This is a genomic window from Gordonia sp. X0973 (genome assembly GCF_013348785.1).
In the GTDB taxonomy this organism is placed as follows: domain Bacteria; phylum Actinomycetota; class Actinomycetes; order Mycobacteriales; family Mycobacteriaceae; genus Gordonia.
Genome location: NZ_CP054691.1, coordinates 1,731,643 through 1,749,738 on the forward strand (window position 1 = coordinate 1,731,643; position 18,096 = coordinate 1,749,738).

Consider the following 18,096-nt stretch of genomic DNA (forward strand, 5'->3'; position numbering starts at 1 on the left):
ACAGCCAGTTTCCAGCTCAGTCCCTGGGAGGGGTGTGATGGCCGCAGCGGGTTCCGCGGGTTACCTGCGACGGATGACGCGCATGCTCGTCGAAGACCTCGAGGTCTCCGACGCCGCGGAGATCGCCGACGAGGCCCGGTCTCAGGGCGCCCAATGCGCCCGCGAATGCGCGCGCGGCGACGAGGTCCGCATCTTCGGCGAACTCCGTTCGGTGCAGACCTGTTCCAAGAACGCCAAGGCCGGGGTGGTCGCCGAGTTCTTCGACGGCACCGACACGGTGAAGCTGAAGTGGCTCGGGCGCAACCGGATCCCGGGCATCGAACCCGGGCGCCGCCTATGGGTCACCGGGCGCATCGGCGAACAAGACGGCGTGAAGGTCATCTTCAACCCCTACTACGATCTCGACGGTGACTGACCGCCGCATCGGCGGCGACGACGCGGAACCGGCGACCGAGCGCATCGGCTCCGGGCCGACCGGCCGCGACGAGACGGAAGACGCACCCGCTCCGACCATCCTGGAGCAAATGGGCGGCGTGCCCGGCCTGATCTACTCGACCCTGCCGATCCTGGTGTTCGTCCCGGTCAACGCGTGGTTCGGATTGAGCGCCGCCATCATCGGCGCCCTCGCCACGGCGGGCGCGATCCTGGTCTACCGGCTGATCCGCCGCGACAACATCACCCCGGCGGTATCCGGTTTCATCGGCGTGGCGATCTGCGCGTACATCGCCCATCGGACCGGCGACGCGAAGGGCTACTTCCGGCTGGGCATCTGGACGATGCTCGTCTACGCGGCCGTTTTCGTTCTCTCCATCATCGTGCGGTGGCCGTTGGTCGGCGTCGTGTGGAGCCTGGTCAACAGCGCGGGCACCGCGTGGCGCAAACACCGCCCGACGCTGATCGCCTACGACCTCGCCACCGGCGTGTGGGCGGTGGTGTTCATCGCCCGCTACCTGGTCCAGAACGGGTTGTACGACACCGGGCACACCGGCTGGCTCGCCGCGGCCCGGATCGGCATGGGCTGGCCCCTGACGATCGTGGCCGTCCTGGCCACCGTGTGGTTGGTGCGCCGTGCGGACCGGGACGAGGAACGGTTCGCCGACGAGACCGGCATCGACGAAAACGACCGGTCGCAGCGCTGACCGGCTCAGTCGAGTTGCATCACGCGCTTGAGTTCGCCTTCGACTTCTTCGGGCGCCACGAACACCAGCTCGTCGCCGCCCTCCACCGAGTCGTCCCCCTGCGGGGCGATCACCCGGCCGCCGCGCAGGATCGCGACCAGGGCCACGTCACGGGGCAGCACCAGTTTGCGGACCGGCCGCCCGGCCAACGGCGTGTTGTCGGGCAGGGTCATCTCGACCAGATTCGCCTGTCCCTGCCGGAAGGTCATCAGGCGGACCAGATCGCCGACGCTCACCGCCTCTTCGACCAGTGAGGCCAGGATGCGCGGCGTGGAGACCGCGACGTCCACCCCCCAGTCCTCGCCGAACAGCCATTCGTTGCGCGGGTTGTTGACGCGGGCCACCACGCGGTTCACCGCGAACTCGGTCTTGGCCAACAGGGCGACGACGAGGTTGGCCTTGTCGTCGCCGGTCGCGGCGACCATCACGTCGTAGTCCTGCAGGCCGGCGCGCTCCAGGTTGGTCAACTCGCAGGCGTCGCCGCTGATCCACGAGGCCCCCGGCACCGCGTCGGGATCGACGTTGTGCGGGTTCCGCTCGAACAACGTCACGTCGTGGTGGTTGGCGATCAACTCGCCGGCGATCGAGCGGCCGACGGCTCCGGCTCCGGCTATGGCGACTTTCACTGTGCTCCTCGGTGGCCGGGTCAGTCGTGAACGGGCTTGGGCGCCGCGGCGGCGGCGCGGACGGCGGCACGGTCGGTGGTCCGGACCGCGACGTAGACGATGTCGTCGTCCTGCAGCGCGGTGCGCGGCTCGGGCAGGATCGGTCGGCCGACCCGGTTGAGGAAGACGACGTGCGCTCCGGTCTCCTCGGCGAACCGGGCCACCGACGTGCCGATCCACGACTCGTCCACGTCGAGTTCGATCAGGTCGACGTTGCCGCTCGGGTCGCGCCAGGCGACCGAATCGACGTCGTCGTCGAGTTCGGCGACGAACCGGTCGGTGGTCCAGGGGACGGTCGCGACGGTGGGGATACCGAGACGGGCGTAGACCTCCGCGCGTCGGGCGTCGTAGATCCGGGCCACCACCCGCTCCAGACCGAAGGTCTCGCGCGCCACCCGCGCCGCCACGATATTCGAGTTGTCGCCGGAGGACACCGCGGCGAACGCGTCGGCCGTCTCGATCCCGGCGCGCGTCAGGACGTCGCGGTCGAAGCCGACGCCGACGGTGGTCGTCCCGGTGAAGTCGGGGCCCAGGCGGGAGAAGGCGTCGGGGTCGCGGTCGATCACCGAGACCGTGTGTCCGCGGCGCTGCATCGCGCCCGCGAGCGAGGCGCCGACCCGGCCGCAACCCATGATCACTACGTGCACGTGACGAACCTACACCGCCCCACGTTGCACGCGATGACCGCGAGGGGCCTAATCTGAGCGACGTGTCCAACCTGTCCCAGGTGCCGGTCGCGCTCAAGCGACTCGTGGTCGGCCGCCCGTTCCGCAGCGACAGCCTCGGGCATACCCTGCTGCGCAAACGCATCGCCCTGCCGGTGTTCGCCTCCGACGCGATGTCGTCGGTGGCCTATGCGCCGCAAGAAATCTTCCTGGTCCTCTCGGTCGCCGGGCTGGGCGCCCTCGCCTACACCCCGTGGGTCGCGGTCGCCGTCGCCGTCGTCATGGTCGTCGTCGTGGCGAGCTACCGGCAGAACGTCCACGCCTATCCCTCCGGTGGCGGCGACTACGAGGTCGCCACGGTCAACCTCGGGAAGTCGGCCGGACTCGTCGTCGGCAGCGCGCTGCTCGTCGACTACGTCCTCACCGTCGCCGTGTCGATCGCCTCGGCCGTCGAGAACATCGGATCGGCGATCGGGTTCGTGCACCACCACAAGGTGCTGTTCAGCGTGGCCGCCATCCTCCTGATCGCCGCCGTGAACCTGCGCGGGATCAAGGAATCCGGCGCGATCCTGGCGATCCCCACCTACCTGTTCATCTTCAGCGTCCTGGTCATGCTCGGCTGGGGCTTCTCCGAGCTCGCCCTCGGGGGCTCGGTGAAGGCGGAGACGGCCGACTACGGGCTGCGCGCGGAACCGGGGCATTGGGTCGGCTTCGCGATGGTCTTCCTGCTGGCCCGCTCCTTCTCGTCGGGCTGTGCCGCCCTGACCGGGGTCGAGGCGATCAGCAACGGGGTGCCCGCCTTCCGCAAGCCGAAGTCGCGCAACGCGGCGACCACGCTGCTGTTGCTGGGGGCCTTCTCCATCACCCTGCTGATGGGGCTGGTGCTGCTGGCCCAGAAGGCCGGCGTCAAGTACGTTGCCGACCCGGCGAAGGACCTGGTCAACGCGCCCGCCGGGTATCACCAGCAGTCGATGATCGCGCAGCTCGCCCATGCCGTGTTCGGCGGGTTCACCCCGGCCTTCTACCTCGTCGCCATCGCGACCGCGCTGATCTTGATGCTGGCCGCCAACACGGCGTTCAACGGCTTCCCCGTGCTCGGTTCGGTCCTCGCCCAGGACCGCTTCCTGCCGCGCCAGCTCCACACCCGCGGCGACCGTCTCGCCTTCTCCAACGGAATCGTGTTCCTCGCCCTGGCCGCGATTGCGTTCATCGTCGCCTTCGGCGCCGAGGTGACCGCACTGATCCAGCTGTACATCGTCGGCGTCTTCGTCTCGTTCACGCTCAGCCAGACCGGCATGGTCCGCCACTGGACCCGACTGCTGCGCACCGAGTCGGACCCCGCGGCCCGGCGGCGGATGCAGCGCTCGCGCATCGTCAACACCATCGGCCTGGTGATGACCGCGACCGTGCTGATCGTCGTGCTGATCACCAAGTTCCTGGCCGGGGCGTGGATCGCCATCCTCGCGATGACGATCATCTACGTCCTCATGCAGTTGATCCACCGGCACTACGCGACGGTGCAGACCGAATTGGACGCGGCGGCGGACGAGGACGAGGTGCTGCCGCCGCACACTCGCTCGATCGTGCTCGTCTCGCGCCTGCACCTGGCCACCCGTCGTGCGGTGCGCTACGCGCGCGCCACCCGCCCGGACACGCTCGAGGCCATCACGGTCAACGTCGATGACCGGGACACGCGCAAACTGGTCTCCGAATGGGAGGCCAGCGACATCACGGTGCCGCTGAAGGTCATCGCCTCGCCGTACCGCGAGATCACCCGCCCGGTCGTCGACTACGTGCGTCGCGTACGCCGGGACCACCCGCGCGACGTCATCACCGTCTTCATCCCCGAATACGTGGTCGGGCACTGGTGGGAGCAGATCCTGCACAACCAGTCGGCGCTGCGCCTCAAGGGCCGCCTGCTGTTCGAACCGAGCGTGATGGTCACGTCGGTGCCGTGGCTGCTGAGTTCGTCGGACCGCCGCAAAGACGAGGCGCAATTCGTCGCGCCAGGCGACGTCCGTCGTGGCCTGGGGCCGGTTTCCAGCGGTGACTGATACCGGTGCGCCGCCGCTGCGGTGCGAGGTGACCGCACTCGCCCACGGCGGCGCGGGGGTGGCCCGCGTCGACGGCCGGGTCGTCTTCGTCTCCGGGGCGCTGCCGGGGGAGACCGTGCTCGCCGAGGTGACCGACGGCTCGCGGCCGGCGTTCTGGCGGGCCCGGGTCGTCGACGTGCTCGAACCGTCGCCGGATCGCACGCCGGTGTCCTGCCCGGCCGCGGCGGCCGGGGCCGGGTGTTGTGATCTCGCGTATGCGACTCCGGCGGCGATCCGCCGGGCGAAGACCACGATCCTCACCGATGCCCTCAGCAGGATCGGGCGGCTCGACCCGCCGGCGGAAGTCGGCATCGAGCCGATTGACGGGGGAGGGTCCGGTCACGGGTGGCGCATCCGGGCCCGTCTGGGGGTCGGTGCCGACGGGGCCGTCGGATTCCGGGCCGCGCACGGCGAGCGGATCGTCGACGGGCGTTGTGCCGCGCTCACCGCGGAGATGACCGCCGCCCTGGCCGCCACCGACCTCGCCGGCGTCGATCCGGGGTCGGAGTTGCTGGCCGTCCACGACGACGCCGGTGCGGTTCATCTCGCGGTGCGATCACCCGGGTCGGCGCGTCCGGCGCCTCGGGCCCGCGGTCGGCGGCAGACCCGGGGCAAAGGCGCGCGGGCTTCGGCCCAGCGACATCGCTCGCTGCGACCGTCGGCACCCGACCGCGTCCTCGCCGGAGCACCGGTGGCGCGCTACCGGGTGGGCGCGCGGGAGTGGGAGCTGCCGGTCGGCGCGTTCTGGCAGGCCCATCGCGGCGCGGCGGGAACCTACGCGGAGGTCGCCCGCGAGTGGCTGAGCCGACCGATGCCACCAGGCCCCGTGTGGGACCTGTACGGCGGCGCCGGGGTGTTCGCCGGTTCCGCCCTCGACGCGGGCGCCGGCGAGGTCCACGTCGTCGACACCGAGCCGGATGCGCTGTCCGCGGCGCGAGCGGTCTACTCCGACGGGCCGGTGCAGCTGGTGCGGGCGGCGGTCTCGCCGGCCGCGCTCGCCGACCTGCCCGCGCCGGCCGCGGTGATCCTCGACCCGCCGCGCAGCGGAGCAGGCGCCGCGGTGATGGACGCCGTCTGCGCGGCGGCGCCGACGGTGATCGTCCACGTCGGATGTGACCCCGCCTCCTTCGCGCGGGATGTCGGGCGGGCCGTCGCCGCCGGCTATCGGCTCGCCGACCTGCGCGGCTTCGACGCCTTTCCGCTGACACATCACCTCGAGGCCATGGCTCTCCTCATCCGATCGTGAAACGTCCGTAGACTGAAACCCGATCGCACAGCCCGCGACCGTGAACTGGACAGGAGGACTCGCCGATGGGTCTATTGGAATCGATCCACTCCCCGGAGGATCTGTCCGACCTGACCAGCGACGAGTTGGAGCGGCTGGCCGGCGAGATCCGGCGCTTCCTGGTGGCCAAGGTGTCGGCGACCGGCGGCCACCTGGGACCCAACCTCGGCGTCGTCGAGTTGACGATGGCCATCCACCGGGTGTTCGACTCGCCGTCGGACCCGGTGATCTTCGACACCGGCCACCAGTGCTACGTCCACAAGATCCTGACCGGGCGGGCCGAGGGCTTCGACACCCTGCGCCAGCGCGACGGGCTGACCGGCTACCAGGAACGCGCGGAGAGCCCGCACGACTGGGTCGAGTCCTCACACGCCTCGGCCGCCCTCTCCTACGCCGACGGGTTGTCCAAGGCCTTCGAACTGCGCGGTGAGAAGCGCACGGTCGTCGCCGTCGTCGGCGACGGGGCACTCACCGGCGGCATGTGCTGGGAGGCACTCAACAACATCGCCGCGGCCAACCGGCCGGTGGTCATCGTCGTCAACGACAACGGCCGCTCCTACGCCCCGACCATCGGCGGCTTGGCGCAGCACCTCTCCGGTCTGCGCCTGCAGCCCGGCTACGAGCGGTTCCTCACCGAGAGTCGGCACCTGCTCAAGCGCGTGCCGGTGGTGGGGGAGCCGGCCTACGCCGTCGTCCACGGGCTCAAGAGCGGGGTCAAGGACCTGCTGGCGCCCCAGGCGCTGTTCGCCGACCTGGGCCTCAAGTACGTCGGCCCGGTCGACGGGCACGACATCGGCGCCCTGGAGAGCGCGTTGCGGCAGGCGAAGGCCTTCGGCGGACCGGTGATCGTCCACGCCGTGACCCGCAAGGGCAACGGCTACGGGCCGGCCGAGAACCACGAAGAGGACCAGATGCACGGCATCGGGGTCATCGATCCGGCCACCGGGCGCTCGACGTCGGTCGCCGCCCAGGACTGGACGGCGGTGTTCTCCGCTGCCCTGGTCGAGGCCGGTGCGCGCCGCCCCGACGTCGTCGCGATCACCGCGGCGATGGCCGCGCCGACCGGCCTGGCGGCCTTCGGCGAGCGGTTCCCGGATCGGCTGTACGACGTCGGCATCGCCGAGCAGCACGCCCTGACGTCGGCGGCGGGCCTCGCGCTCGGCGGGATGCACCCCGTCGTCGCCATCTATTCGACTTTCCTCAACCGGGCCTTCGACCAACTGCTGATGGACGTGGCGCTGTTGCGCCAGCCGGTCACGCTGGTCCTGGACCGCTCCGGGATCACCGGCCCGGACGGGCCGAGCCACCACGGCATGTGGGACCTCTCGCTGATGGCGATGGTGCCCGGTCTGCGGGTCGCGGCCCCGCGCGACGCCGTGCGGCTGCGCGAGGAACTCGACGAGGCGCTCGGCACCGACGACGGGCCGACCGCGATCCGCTACGCCAAGGGAGCGGTACCCGAAGACATCCGTGCGCTTGAGCGCACCGCCGACGGCGTCGACGTTCTCAAGCGGAGCCGGTCGGATGCGGCGCTGCCCGCCGGCGACGTGCTGTTGGTCGGCATCGGGGCCTTCGCCGCGGTGGCCTGCGACACCGCCGACCTGCTGGCGAAGCAGGGCATCGAGGTGACGGTCGTCGACCCGCGGTGGGTGCTGCCGGTGCCGGACTCGGTCGTGGAAATGGCCGCCGGGCACCGACTCGTCGTCACCCTCGAGGACGGACTCGTCGACGGGGGTGTGGGTTCGGCGATCATCGACGCGATGGCAGCGGCCGGCATCGGTGTTCCGGTGATGCAGCGCGGTGTTCCGAAGGAGTTCGTCGCGGCGGCCTCGCGCGGCGAGATCCTCGGCGACCTCGGACTGACCGCCCAGGGACTGTCGCGCGACATCACCGCGGCGGTGTCGCGCAGCCTCGACCCGGACGCGGTCGACACCACCACGTCGGCCGGCGCGCAGGGCGACGCGGGCTAGACCTGTTTGGCGGCCTCGCCGAGCGCTTGGGCGATGGCGTCGCGCGTCAATTCGCGCTGCCACGGCCGTGCCCCGCCCGCTTCGAGGGCCTCATCGACGGCGCTGCCGGTCGGCTCGGCGCCGTTCCAGCACACCTGCCGGACCAATTCGGGGGAGAGCAGGTTCTCGGCGGGCACCGAGACCGATTCGGCGACCCGGACCACCGCCGGGCGGACGAGTGCCGCCCGGGCCGCGGCGGCCGGGTGGCGCGGTTCCCACCGGTTGACGGGCGGCAACCCCGTCGTGGGGGCCTTGCGTGCCGGCAGCTGGTCGTCGGGCAGGTCGCGGGCACGATTCAGTGCGGCCAGCCAGCGCCGGGCATGCCTGCGCTGGCGCGGTCCGCCGAATACCTTGAGCGCGGTGAGATCCTCGACGGTGCGCGGATCGGATTGTGCGGCGTCGACGATCGCCGAATCCGGGAGCACCCGGCCGGGGGCGACATCGCGCTGTCGCGCCAACTCTTCGCGCGATTCCCACAGTTCCCGAACCGCGGCCAGCTGCCGCGCGGTCTTGAGGCTGTGGATATTCGACGTGCGTCGCCAGCGGTCCTGCCGCGGCGGTGACGGTGGACGGGAGAGCAGGTACGCGAATTCCTGCGCGGCCCACTCGTCCTTCCCGGCGTCGCGCAGGGCGGCGTCCATCGCATCGCGCAGCTCGACGAGCAGTTCGACGTCCAGTGCCGCGTAGTTGAGCCATTCGTCGGGCAGCGGTCGCTTGGACCAGTCCGCCGCGCCGTGCCCCTTGCGCAGTTCGTAGCCGAGGAATTGGGCGGTCATCGCGGCCAGGTTGACCCGGTTGTGGCCGAGCAGCCGTCCGGCCAGCTCGGTGTCGTAGAGAGAGGCGCACCGCAGGCCCAACTCGTGCAGACAGGGCAGGTCCTGGTCGGCTGCGTGTAGGACCCACTCGGGTCCGTCCAGGGCCGAGATCACCGGGGCAAGGGAGTCGGGGTGCTCGATCGGATCGATCAGGAATGACCCGGCACCCGCCCGGCGGATCTGGATCAGATACGCGCGCTGCGAGTACCGGAACCCCGACGCGCGCTCGGTGTCCACGGCCACCGGGCCCGATCCGGCGCGCAGCTTCTCGGCAGCCGCGGCGAAGTCGTCGGGGCCGACCAGGACGGGCGGCACGCCGTCGGCGGGTGCGAGGAGTGGAACGGTGGGCGGATCGGCCTGCTCGTCGGCCGCGGTGTGCGCGGGAGTCGGGTTGTCTGTCATGGACTAGTCGGCCGAGTGCAGTGCGGTCACACCGGTCGGGGGCAGTCCGGCAGCAGTGGCCAGGACTTCGCAGAAGGCTTCGAGGTGGCGGTCCAGCTCGGAATCGAGTGCCGTCCACGAGGCGCGCAGCTCCAACTGGTGGGCGCGCGGCGGACCGGCGATGTCGCCGTAGCGCACCGAACTGGTCGACGTCACGGTTCCGCCGAGCGCGGTCAACATCGGTTGGCCCGTCGCCCGCCCCACCGATGCGGGAGTCTCGTTCTCGCCCTCGGGGACGCCGAGCGCGTCGGTGAGCCAGCTCCAGGCGACCTCCGGCAGCATCGGGTCGGTCGCCAGATCGGCCTCCATGTCCACCTGGATGTAGGCGACCAGGCGGATGGTCCCGCTCCACGCGTCGTGACCCTCCGGGTCGTACAAGAGGATCAGGCGGCCGAAGGCGGAGCCAGACGAGTCGGTCGGGACGTCGTCGGGCTCCCCGGTGCGCACCTCCGCGCCGACGGCATAGCTGTAGGGCGCGAGGCGCTGCGGCGGGCGGATCGGACCGACCTCGATATCGGCGCGCACCGCCGCCGCCTGTAGGGATGTCACGGCCGCGGTGAAATCGGCCGGATCGCCCGCCCGGCTCGGTGCGGTGCCGCCGCCGGGGACGCCTGTTCCGATCACGGATTCAACCTAAGACGGACCCGACCGCGGCGGTGGGAGGCGCGCCGCGATGGATAGAGTGGTCGGTGTGAGTGAGAAACCGCTGCTGGCCGCGGCAACCGGACACCGACCGTCGCGCCGACCGGTGTGGTTCATGCGGCAGGCGGGCCGTTCGCTGCCGGAATACCGCGCGTTGCGCGAGGGTCGGGGAATGCTCGAGTCCTGCTTCGATCCGGCGATGGTCTGCGAGATCACCATGCAGCCGGTGCGCCGCCACGACACCGATGGGGCGATCCTCTTCTCCGATATCGTCGTGCCGCTCAAAGCGGCCGGAATCGACCTCGACATCGTCGCGGGCACCGGCCCGGTGATCGCCGAGCCGGTCCGGACCGCGGCCGACGTCGCGGCCATCCGGCGATTGGAGCCCGAGGAGGTCGGCGCGGTGGCGCGGGCCGTCTCACTCCTGCGTGCGGAGCTCGACCCGACGCCCACCGCGCTCATCGGATTCGCCGGCGCCCCGTTCACCCTCGCGTCGTATCTGATCGAGGGCGGCCCGAGCCGTACCTACACCCACACCAAGGCCATGATGTACGGCGACCCGCAGCTGTGGCATTCGCTGATGGGCCGCCTCGCCGACATCACCGTGACCTTCCTGCGCGTCCAATTGGAGGCCGGCGTGCAGGCCGTGCAGCTGTTCGACTCGTGGGCGGGCATCCTCTCCCGCCGCGACTACGAGACCTTCGTCGCGCCGCACAGCGCCCGGGTGTTCGCCGAGATCGCGGACCACGGGGCTCCCCGGATCCATTTCGGCGTCGGCACCGGCGAACTCCTCGCGTCGATGGGGCAGGTGGGCGCCGACGTGGTCGGAGTCGACTGGCGCGTCCCGCTCGACGAGGCGGCCAGGCGGATCGGCCCGAGCAAGGCGCTGCAGGGCAACCTGGACCCGACCGTGCTGTTCGCCGGTGACGCGGTGATCGCCGAGCACGTGGCGCGCGTGGTGGTCGACGCCGACCGGGCGATGGCCGCGGGCGCGATCGGCCACATCTTCAACCTCGGCCACGGCGTGCTGCCGGATACCGATCCCGACGCCATCACCCGCGCCGTCGAGCTGGTGCATTCGGCGTGAGCCGCGTCGCGGTCGTCGGGGCCGGTCTGTCCGGCCTGGTCGCCGCCCACGAGCTGCGCCGCATCCTCGGCCCGGAACTGGTCGTCGACCTCTACGAGGCATCGGGCCGGCTCGGCGGGATCCTGCACGGGGTGGACGTCGCCGGCCGCACCACCGACGTCGGCGCGGAGGCCTTCGTCCTGCGGCGCCCGGAGGCCCGCGACCTGGTCGCGGAACTGGGACTGGCCGACGAGATCGTGGTGCCCACCGATGCCCGTCCCGCACTGTGGGCGTGTGGTCGGCTCCGTCCGATGCCGACTCCGACGTGGATGGGGATTCCGGCGTCGCCCGAAGCGGTGGCCGAGGTCGCCGACGACGAGGATCTCGCCCGGATGGCCACCGAACCCGACCGGCCCCTCGCCTGGACCGCGGGGGCGGACTGCTCGCTGGGGGAGTTGGTGGCCGACCGATTCGGGCCGTCGGTGGTGGCGCGCGTCCTCGACCCGATGGTCGGAGGAGTCTATTCCTGCCTCGCGGCCGACACCGGCCTGCGGGCCGCGCTGCCCGCCCTGGCCGCGCGCCTCGACGAAGGGGCTCCGAGCCTGACCGCGGCGGTGGCCGCACTGCTGCCCGCACCCACCGCGCCGCGCACACCGGTGTTCGGCGCCCTGCGCGGCGGGTACCGGGCGCTGGTCGACGCCCTGGTCGAATCCGCGGCGCCGCGAACCCTGCTGGACACACCGGTTGCCGAGATAGCCGCCGCGGGTCGGTCCTGGTCGGTCGCCGGGCAGGTATACGACGCCGTGGTCGTCGCGACGCCGGCACCGGTGGCCGCGCGCCAGCTCGGGGCCGTGGCACCGGACAGCGCGGAAGCGCTCGGCACGATAGCCACCGCCGCACCCGCCGTCGTCGCCCTGGCGCTACCGGTGGAGACGGCCCTGCCCGCACACTCGGGAGTCCTCGTCGCCACCGGCGAGGAGCTGGCCGGTGCGGTCAAGGCGATCACCTTCAGTTCGCGCAAATGGGATCACCTCGACGTGGGGGAGCCGGGTCCGGCACCGCACCGGGTGCGCGCCTCCTTCGGACGCCTCGGGCAACCGGTCACCGCCTCCGACGCGGAATTGGTCGCGATCGCGCGCGCGGCGGTGGGGCAGGCGTGTGGCACCGCGGTCGGCGAGCCGGTGGACGTGGCGGTGGCCCGGTGGTCCGACGGCCTGCCCTGCTACGCACCCGGGCACGACGCGCTGGTGGAGGCGGTGTTCGCCGGGCTGCCGGCGTCGATCGCGCTCGCCGGGTCGGCCTATCGGGGGGTGGGGGTGCCGGCCTGCATCGGGCAGGCGCGAGCCGCGGCCGCCGCGGTGCGGGCGCACCTCGCGCAGGTCTGATTCGGCGTCGTTGTAGCGTGGGTTCATGGCTCGCTTGAACTACGACGAACTCAACTCCACCATCCGCTACCTGATGTTCTCGGTGTTCACCGTGCGCCCGGGCGAGCTGTCCGACCGTGCGGGCGCGGCGAGCGAGTTCGCGTCCTTCGTCGACGACGTCCAGCGCGACGGGCTCGTCGTCCGGGGCGTCTACGACGTCTCCGGTCTGCGCGGCGACGCCGACTTCATGATCTGGTGGCACGCGGAGACCATCGAGGAGATCCAGGCGGCGTACCAGCGGTTCCGTCGGGACACCGCGTTGGGCCGCGCATGCGACACCTTCTGGAGTGCCGCGGCGCTGCACCGGCCGGCGGAGTTCAACAAGAGTCATATCCCGGCGTTCCTCGCCGGTGAGGATCCCGGCGCCTATGTCTGCGTCTACCCGTTCGTCCGGTCCTACGACTGGTACCTGCTTCCGGACGAGGAGCGGCGCACCATGCTCGCCGACCACGGCAAGGAAGCCCGCGGATACAAGGACGTCCGGGCGAACACCGTACCCGCCTTCGCGCTGGGGGACTACGAGTGGATTCTCGCGTTCGAGGCGCAGGAACTGCACCGCATCGTCGACCTGATGCGCGACCTGCGGGCCACGGAGGCCCGTCGTCACGTCCGCGTCGAGATCCCGTTCTTCACCGGTCCGCGCGTGGAGCCGGCCGACCTCGTCCCGCGCCTGCCCTGAGCGGGCCGGCTACTCGGCGGGTTCCAGCGTCAGACTGATCGAATTGATGCAGTAGCGCAGGTCGGTGGGGGTGTCATAGCCTTCGCCGGCGAAGACGTGGCCCAGATGGCTGCGGCAGTTCGCGCACAGCACCTCGGTTCGGACCATCCCGCCCGAGGTGTCGCGCCGCTCGATGATCTTGTCCCCGGCCAGCGGGGAGAAGAACGACGGCCAGCCGCAGTGGGAATCGAACTTCGTGTCGCTGCGGAACAACTCGGCGTTGCAGGCCCGGCAGCGGTAGACGCCGGTCGTCTTGGTGTCGGTGTATTCGCCGACGAAGGGCGCCTCGGTGCCGGCCCGTCGCAGGACGCGGAACTCGCTCGGGGTGAGTCGCTGCGCCCACTGCTCGTCGGTCAGCGCGGAGAAATCGGTGGTGTGCTCGCTCACGCCTCCACAGTAACCGCGCCGCGGGGGATCGGGGCGGCGGTCTTCTCGGTCTCGCGCAGATCGAGGTAGCGCCAGAGCAGGGCGAAGAACACGGCGATCATCAGCAGCGACCAGCCCCAGGTGACGGTCAGATACTGCATGTTGCGGCCGATTCCCTCCCAGTTGTACGGCAGGTGCTCCAGGTGCTTGTCGCGGACCGTGAAGTACTTGTCGAAGGTCAGGCAGCCGTAGATGCCCAGCCAGGCGGGCCAGTTGCGGACCGGGGAACCGGGGCGGATCACCGTCATGATCAGCGGGAACAGCAGCATCGAGTAGTAGCCCTGGCCGAGCGGGCCGACGAGGAAGGAGGTGCAGAGCAGGATGCCCGACGATGCCGACAGCCACAGCACCTCGTCCTTCTCGCGGTAGTAGCGCCAGAGGAACCAGAGCCCGAACACGGCCATGATCACGAACATGGCCTGCAGTGCGACGATGAGCCACGACGCCAGTCCGTAGTAGCCGCCGAGGCCGCCGATCGAGCTGTTGTAGTAGTCGCGGGTCTCGCGCAGGTAGGGGAAGGTCTTCTCCATGAAGTTCCCGGTGTCGGGGATCAGCTGCCAGGCGATGGCGTTGAGGACCACCGGAATGCCCAGGGCGGGGATCAGCGCCCGCCACATCCCCTTCTTCAGCAGCGGCAGCAGCAGCACGGGCAGCAGCACCGGTTTGACCGTGAGCGTGATGCCGATGGCGACGCCGGCCAGCCAGGGTTTCTCCAGGTGCAACAGCCAGAGGAAGAGCACCAGGCCGAGCAGGACGAACGCGTTGGCGTTGCCGTAGATCAGGGTGTTGGTCACCGACTCGGAGAGGAAGCAGAAGAACAACACGGTCGGCAGCACCCAGGACGATGCCGCGTAACCGAAGAGTTTCGTCAGCAGATAGGCCGAGATGACCACCGCGACGACCGACAGCGCGATGAACACCCACCGCGACCGTTCCCCGTCGAGGTAGGCGATGGGCGCCATGAGCAGCGTCCCCCCGGGTGGGTACAGGTAGTGCGGCTCGACGTTGACATAGCTTTCGCCGTAGACGGTTTGGCCGCGCACGAAGCGCAGGGCCGCCTCGTACACCGGTCGGAAGTCGTCGGTTCGGTCACCGTTGATCGCCAGCACCACACTGCGGTGGAAGATCATCATGATGCTGACCGGCCACAGGATCGACTTGATGATCCGTTCGGTCGGTACGCGGGGGAACAGGTAACGGTCTGCAATCGTCACGAGCGAACCGTACTACAAGCCCGCGGCTCTACTCGGCGGGACAGGCGCGTGTGCGGTCGCCGGAGAGTCCGTCCGGGCCGAGGTAGTCGTCGACGACCTGCGCGGCGCAGGTGCTGTGCGCGACCACGGAGTAGCCCACGCCGTCCCAGCTGACCGTGGTGGGCTGGGTCTGGGCGTCGATGAAGACGCGGTTGAGATTGGCGGGATCGCTGCCGTTGACCGGGTCGCCGCCGGCACCGAAGACCAACGGCGGCACCTCGAACGCGGCGGGGGCGGCCGGCGCGGTCGTCGTTCCCCACCCGGTGCATTGCGCCAGGGCGACCGCTTCGGTTGGCCCGACCAGCGGGTACTGCTTGGACCAGTCGGTGGCGAGCGCCTCGATCTCGTTGAGTCCCGCGGTGCCGGTGACGTTGTTGCAGCGCCCGACCAGGATTCCGTCCTGACCCTGGACGGCGGCGGTGCGTCGAGACAGCGAAGCGAGCGCTGCGGTGTCTCCGCGGTCGGCGGCGGCCAGCGCGGCGACGAGATCGCGGAGCTGGGCCGAGTCGGTCGCCAGACCGATGCCGAGGGTCACCGCATCGACGACCCCGGCGGCGTTCAGTTCCTTGAGTTTGCCCGTCGCGGCCTTGTCCAGGACCGACGCCAGGACGGCCGTCGGATCGGTGACCTTGCCCGCGCATTCTGGGTTGGTGGTGCATCGACGGGTGAAGGTGTCGAGGGCCTGCTCGACGCCGCGCACCCGGACGCTCGCCCGGTCCTTGGCCGTACCGGTGAACGGTGTCGGCGTGTCCAGGATGAGGCGGCCCGTGCGGTTGGCGTACTGCGCGGCATAGGAGAGCGCTACCTGTGCGCCGGTGCCGACGCCGAGGACGGCCATCTTCTCCAGCCCCCACTTCGCGCGCAGCGCCTCCAAGTCGGTCGCCGACAGCGCGTAGGTGAAGGACAGGGCATTGCGGTCGAGCGTGTCGGTGCAGGAATCGGCGGCACTGCGCGCGGCGGTCGCGACCCGCGATACCTGGGATTGTCCGGTGGTGCCGACCGACGGCGTCTGGCCGTTGTCGGCCAGGACCGCCCGATCCGCCCGCGTCATGCAGTCGATGTCGGCGATGCCGCGTTGCTCGACGGCGACCACCGGGTGCTTGGCCAACAGCTGGGCTCCGGCCGGTCCGCCGGCTAGGGCGAGGCCGAATTGGCCGGCGGGCAGGTCGGTGCCGGTCACCGCGACGATCGGTGCCGCATCCTTCGGGGTGTCGGGCATCCGCAGGCGGACGAGGGGAATCGACACCGATTCACTTCCGGTGACGGTCGGGTTGGCCGCGGTCATCACGGTCGCGCACCGGACCTCGACGCGGGGGGCGGGGGTGATGCCGTAGCGCGCGGCCATCGATGCCGGGCAGTCGCGCCAGTTCAGGTCGGATTTGATGCCGGGTAGCGCAGCGGTCTTGGGTTTGGCCGACTCGCTGGTGGGCGTCCCCTTCGAGCCGCCGCCGCGAACCACAGCGGGGCCGGAATCGGGGCCGACGGCGCAGCCGGCGGCAGTGACGGCGGCGGCCAGCGGGATCAGCAAGAATCGGGCGGCGGTGCCCGCGCGCGCGGCGAGGGAATGCATAGCGTCGAGACTAGCGGGACGCGTGGCGGTCGTCGTGTTCCCCGTCGCTCGAACGCCACAGGGCGAACAGGTAGCCGTCATCGTCGCCGAGCAGGTGTGCGCAGCGCATCGGGCGGGCGAACTCGGCGTCGACGTTGACCGCCCGGCTGGCCGAGCCCCCGACGATCAGCGGGCTCGTCGTCAGACACAGTTCGTCGAGGGCGTCGGCGGCGACGAAGGCGCCGAGGAGTCGCGGGCCGCCCTCGAGCAGGATGCAGCGCCAGCCGCGGCGGCCGCACTCGGCGCCGATGGCGGCCGGCGAGACGCTGGCCGTGCCGCAGGAGACGAGGGTGGCGCCGGCGTCGGTGAGGGCCGTGGCCCGCGTGGCTGGCGCCGCGTCGCAGGTCAGCACGAGGGTCCGGGGGTCGCGCAGCGGCGGGTAGTCCGTCGGGATGTCCAGGGTCCGCGACACCAGGGCCAGCGCGGGTCCGTCGGGCTGCCGGTATCCCTCGGTCAGCGCGGTATGCGCACCCACCACGACCACGTCGGCGAGCGAGCGCAGCAGGGCGAAGATCTGGTGGTCGCCCGCCGCGGCCAGATCACCAGAACGACCCTCCAGGCCGGCCGCGCCGTCGATGCTGGCGATCATGTTGGCGCGCACCACCGGCGTCGGACCGTCGGGATAGGCGTACATCCGGGTCAGGTCGTCGGGTGTGACCTCGCTCGCTTTGTGGAGTATCTGCACCTCGCCATTGTGGCCGGTCCAGATATTCTTTGTGGGTCATGACGCTGCATTTGGTTGACCGCAATCCGATCGTCGCGCCGGAGACCCTCATCGCCGAGATGGTCCCGCCGTCGACCTTCGACGACGTCAGTTTCGATACGTACATCCCCAGCCCGGACGAGCCGAGCCAGGCGGCCGCCCTCGCGTCGGCGCGCTCCTTCGCCGAACGGGCCGCGAAGGTGCGCAGTGGCAAGCGGGGCCTGTTCGGTCGCAAGAGTGCGCCCGAACACGGGATCGGGCTCTACCTCGACGGCGGGTTCGGCGTCGGCAAGACCCACCTGCTGGCCTCGATCTACCACGCGATGCCCGGCCCGAAGGCCTTCGCGACCTTCGTCGAGCTGACCCAGCTCGTCGGTGCGCTGGGCTTCCTCAACACCGTCGAGCGCCTCGCGGACCACACGGTGATCTGCATCGACGAGTTCGAGCTGGACGATCCGGGCGACACGATGCTGGTCTCGCGGCTGCTGTCCGAGCTCAGCGGCAAGGGGGTCTCGATCGCGACGACGTCCAACACGCTGCCCGGCCAGCTGGGCGAGGGACGGTTCGCCGCACAGGACTTCATGCGCGAGATCCGCAAGCTCTCCGGCATCTTCGAATCGGTCCGGGTCGACGGGCCCGACTACCGTCACCGCGACCTGCCGCCGGCGCCCGAGCCGCGTACCAACGCCGAGTTGGTCGCGCTCGCCGAGGCGTCGGACACCGCCAGCCTCGACGACTTCACCGCGCTCTGCGAGCACTTGAGCACCCTGCACCCGTCGAAGTACAAGGCGCTGGTGGACGGCGTGACCCTGGTGTGCGTCTCCGACGTCTCGCCGACCACCGACCAGTCGGTGGCGCTGCGCCTGGTGGTGCTGGCCGACCGGCTGTACGACGCGGGCATCCCGCTGACGACCTCGGGGTGCAAGCTCGACGAGATCTTCACCGACGAGATGCTGGCCGGCGGTTACCGCAAGAAGTACCTGCGTGCCACGTCGCGACTGCTGGCACTGTCGCGGTTCGCCGAGGCGAACGCGGTCTGACTCGAACGGCCGCGCCCCGTTCCGGGTGCGCCTGCGAGGACACCGCGGGACGTGCGTCCACGCG

Annotated in this window: 17 protein-coding genes; 9 read left to right on the forward strand and 8 right to left on the reverse strand. The window is 70.7% G+C overall.

Annotated features, from left to right (window positions below; translation table 11 throughout):
- The first annotated feature begins 37 nt into the window (after nucleotides 1-37).
- Complete coding sequence (locus HUN08_RS08495) at nucleotides 38-415, forward strand: OB-fold nucleic acid binding domain-containing protein (RefSeq protein WP_124246302.1); 378 nt, start codon at nucleotides 38-40, stop codon at nucleotides 413-415.
- 43 nt (nucleotides 416-458) lie between these two features.
- Nucleotides 459-1,139, forward strand: coding sequence for a DUF3159 domain-containing protein (locus HUN08_RS08500; RefSeq protein WP_301546982.1), 681 nt, complete (start codon nucleotides 459-461; stop codon nucleotides 1,137-1,139).
- A 5-nt stretch (nucleotides 1,140-1,144) separates the two neighbouring features.
- Here the strand turns inward: HUN08_RS08500 and HUN08_RS08505 are convergent, their stop codons facing one another.
- Together HUN08_RS08505 and HUN08_RS08510 are read right to left on the reverse strand one after the other, a co-directional pair.
- A complete protein-coding gene (locus HUN08_RS08505; protein ID WP_124246303.1) occupies nucleotides 1,145-1,804 on the reverse strand; it encodes a TrkA family potassium uptake protein in 660 nt (219 codons plus the stop codon).
- 20 nt (nucleotides 1,805-1,824) lie between these two features.
- A complete protein-coding gene (locus HUN08_RS08510) occupies nucleotides 1,825-2,490 on the reverse strand; it encodes a TrkA family potassium uptake protein (protein ID WP_124246304.1) in 666 nt (221 codons plus the stop codon).
- 62 nt (nucleotides 2,491-2,552) lie between these two features.
- On the opposite strand from HUN08_RS08510, the gene HUN08_RS08515 reads away from it, so the two are divergent.
- From HUN08_RS08515 to dxs, 3 genes are all read left to right on the forward strand, one after another.
- Nucleotides 2,553-4,562 (forward strand): APC family permease, encoded by a 2,010-nt coding sequence (locus HUN08_RS08515; RefSeq protein WP_124246305.1) that lies wholly within the window; start codon nucleotides 2,553-2,555, stop codon nucleotides 4,560-4,562.
- The gene (locus HUN08_RS08520; RefSeq protein ID WP_124246306.1) at nucleotides 4,555-5,847 is read left to right on the forward strand and encodes a class I SAM-dependent RNA methyltransferase; all 1,293 of its coding nucleotides are present in this window, start codon (nucleotides 4,555-4,557) and stop codon (nucleotides 5,845-5,847) included. The genes HUN08_RS08515 and HUN08_RS08520 overlap by 8 nt, the downstream gene beginning before the upstream one ends.
- A gap of 65 nt (nucleotides 5,848-5,912) precedes the next feature.
- Nucleotides 5,913-7,856: a 1-deoxy-D-xylulose-5-phosphate synthase gene (gene dxs, locus HUN08_RS08525; RefSeq protein WP_124246307.1), complete on the forward strand. Its 1,944-nt coding sequence runs from the start codon at nucleotides 5,913-5,915 to the stop codon at nucleotides 7,854-7,856.
- Here the strand turns inward: dxs and HUN08_RS08530 are convergent.
- Both HUN08_RS08530 and HUN08_RS08535 read right to left on the reverse strand, forming a co-directional pair.
- Nucleotides 7,853-9,112 carry a ribonuclease D gene (locus tag HUN08_RS08530; protein ID WP_124246308.1) on the reverse strand — a complete coding sequence of 420 codons (1,260 nt, stop codon included), beginning with the start codon at nucleotides 9,110-9,112 and terminating at the stop codon, nucleotides 7,853-7,855. The two genes, dxs and HUN08_RS08530, sit on opposite strands and share 4 nt — an antisense overlap.
- Nucleotides 9,113-9,115: 3 nt before the next feature.
- Complete coding sequence (locus tag HUN08_RS08535) at nucleotides 9,116-9,775, reverse strand: DUF3000 domain-containing protein (RefSeq protein WP_124246309.1); 660 nt, start codon at nucleotides 9,773-9,775, stop codon at nucleotides 9,116-9,118.
- Between the two features lie 49 nt (nucleotides 9,776-9,824).
- Between HUN08_RS08535 and hemE the strand changes: the two genes are divergently transcribed.
- Genes hemE through hemQ form a run of 3 tightly spaced genes read left to right on the forward strand, consistent with a single transcriptional unit; the run spans nucleotide 9,825 to nucleotide 12,962 of the window.
- On the forward strand, nucleotides 9,825-10,880 hold the full coding sequence (gene hemE / locus HUN08_RS08540) for a uroporphyrinogen decarboxylase (RefSeq protein WP_124246310.1): 1,056 nt from the start codon (nucleotides 9,825-9,827) through the stop codon (nucleotides 10,878-10,880).
- Complete coding sequence (locus HUN08_RS08545) at nucleotides 10,877-12,244, forward strand: FAD-dependent oxidoreductase (RefSeq protein WP_124246311.1); 1,368 nt, start codon at nucleotides 10,877-10,879, stop codon at nucleotides 12,242-12,244. The genes hemE and HUN08_RS08545 overlap by 4 nt, the downstream gene beginning before the upstream one ends.
- A gap of 25 nt (nucleotides 12,245-12,269) precedes the next feature.
- Nucleotides 12,270-12,962, forward strand: coding sequence for a hydrogen peroxide-dependent heme synthase (hemQ, locus tag HUN08_RS08550; protein WP_124246312.1), 693 nt, complete (start codon nucleotides 12,270-12,272; stop codon nucleotides 12,960-12,962).
- A gap of 9 nt (nucleotides 12,963-12,971) precedes the next feature.
- Here the strand turns inward: hemQ and msrB are convergent, their stop codons facing one another.
- The 4 genes from msrB to HUN08_RS08570 are packed head-to-tail and all read right to left on the reverse strand — an operon-like array spanning nucleotide 12,972 to nucleotide 16,974.
- Complete coding sequence (gene msrB / locus HUN08_RS08555) at nucleotides 12,972-13,388, reverse strand: peptide-methionine (R)-S-oxide reductase MsrB (protein WP_124246313.1); 417 nt, start codon at nucleotides 13,386-13,388, stop codon at nucleotides 12,972-12,974.
- Nucleotides 13,385-14,641, reverse strand: a complete 1,257-nt coding sequence (locus HUN08_RS08560) for a glycosyltransferase family 87 protein (RefSeq protein WP_124246314.1) — start codon at nucleotides 14,639-14,641, stop codon at nucleotides 13,385-13,387. The genes msrB and HUN08_RS08560 overlap by 4 nt, the downstream gene beginning before the upstream one ends.
- Nucleotides 14,642-14,669: 28 nt before the next feature.
- Nucleotides 14,670-16,250 (reverse strand): alpha/beta fold hydrolase, encoded by a 1,581-nt coding sequence (locus tag HUN08_RS08565; protein ID WP_165353433.1) that lies wholly within the window; start codon nucleotides 16,248-16,250, stop codon nucleotides 14,670-14,672.
- 10 nt (nucleotides 16,251-16,260) lie between these two features.
- Nucleotides 16,261-16,974, reverse strand: coding sequence for a dihydrofolate reductase family protein (locus tag HUN08_RS08570; protein ID WP_124246316.1), 714 nt, complete (start codon nucleotides 16,972-16,974; stop codon nucleotides 16,261-16,263).
- Between the two features lie 38 nt (nucleotides 16,975-17,012).
- On the opposite strand from HUN08_RS08570, the gene zapE reads away from it, so the two are divergent.
- The gene (gene zapE, locus HUN08_RS08575; protein ID WP_124246317.1) at nucleotides 17,013-18,032 is read left to right on the forward strand and encodes a cell division protein ZapE; all 1,020 of its coding nucleotides are present in this window, start codon (nucleotides 17,013-17,015) and stop codon (nucleotides 18,030-18,032) included.
- The last annotated feature ends 64 nt before the right edge of the window (nucleotides 18,033-18,096 follow it).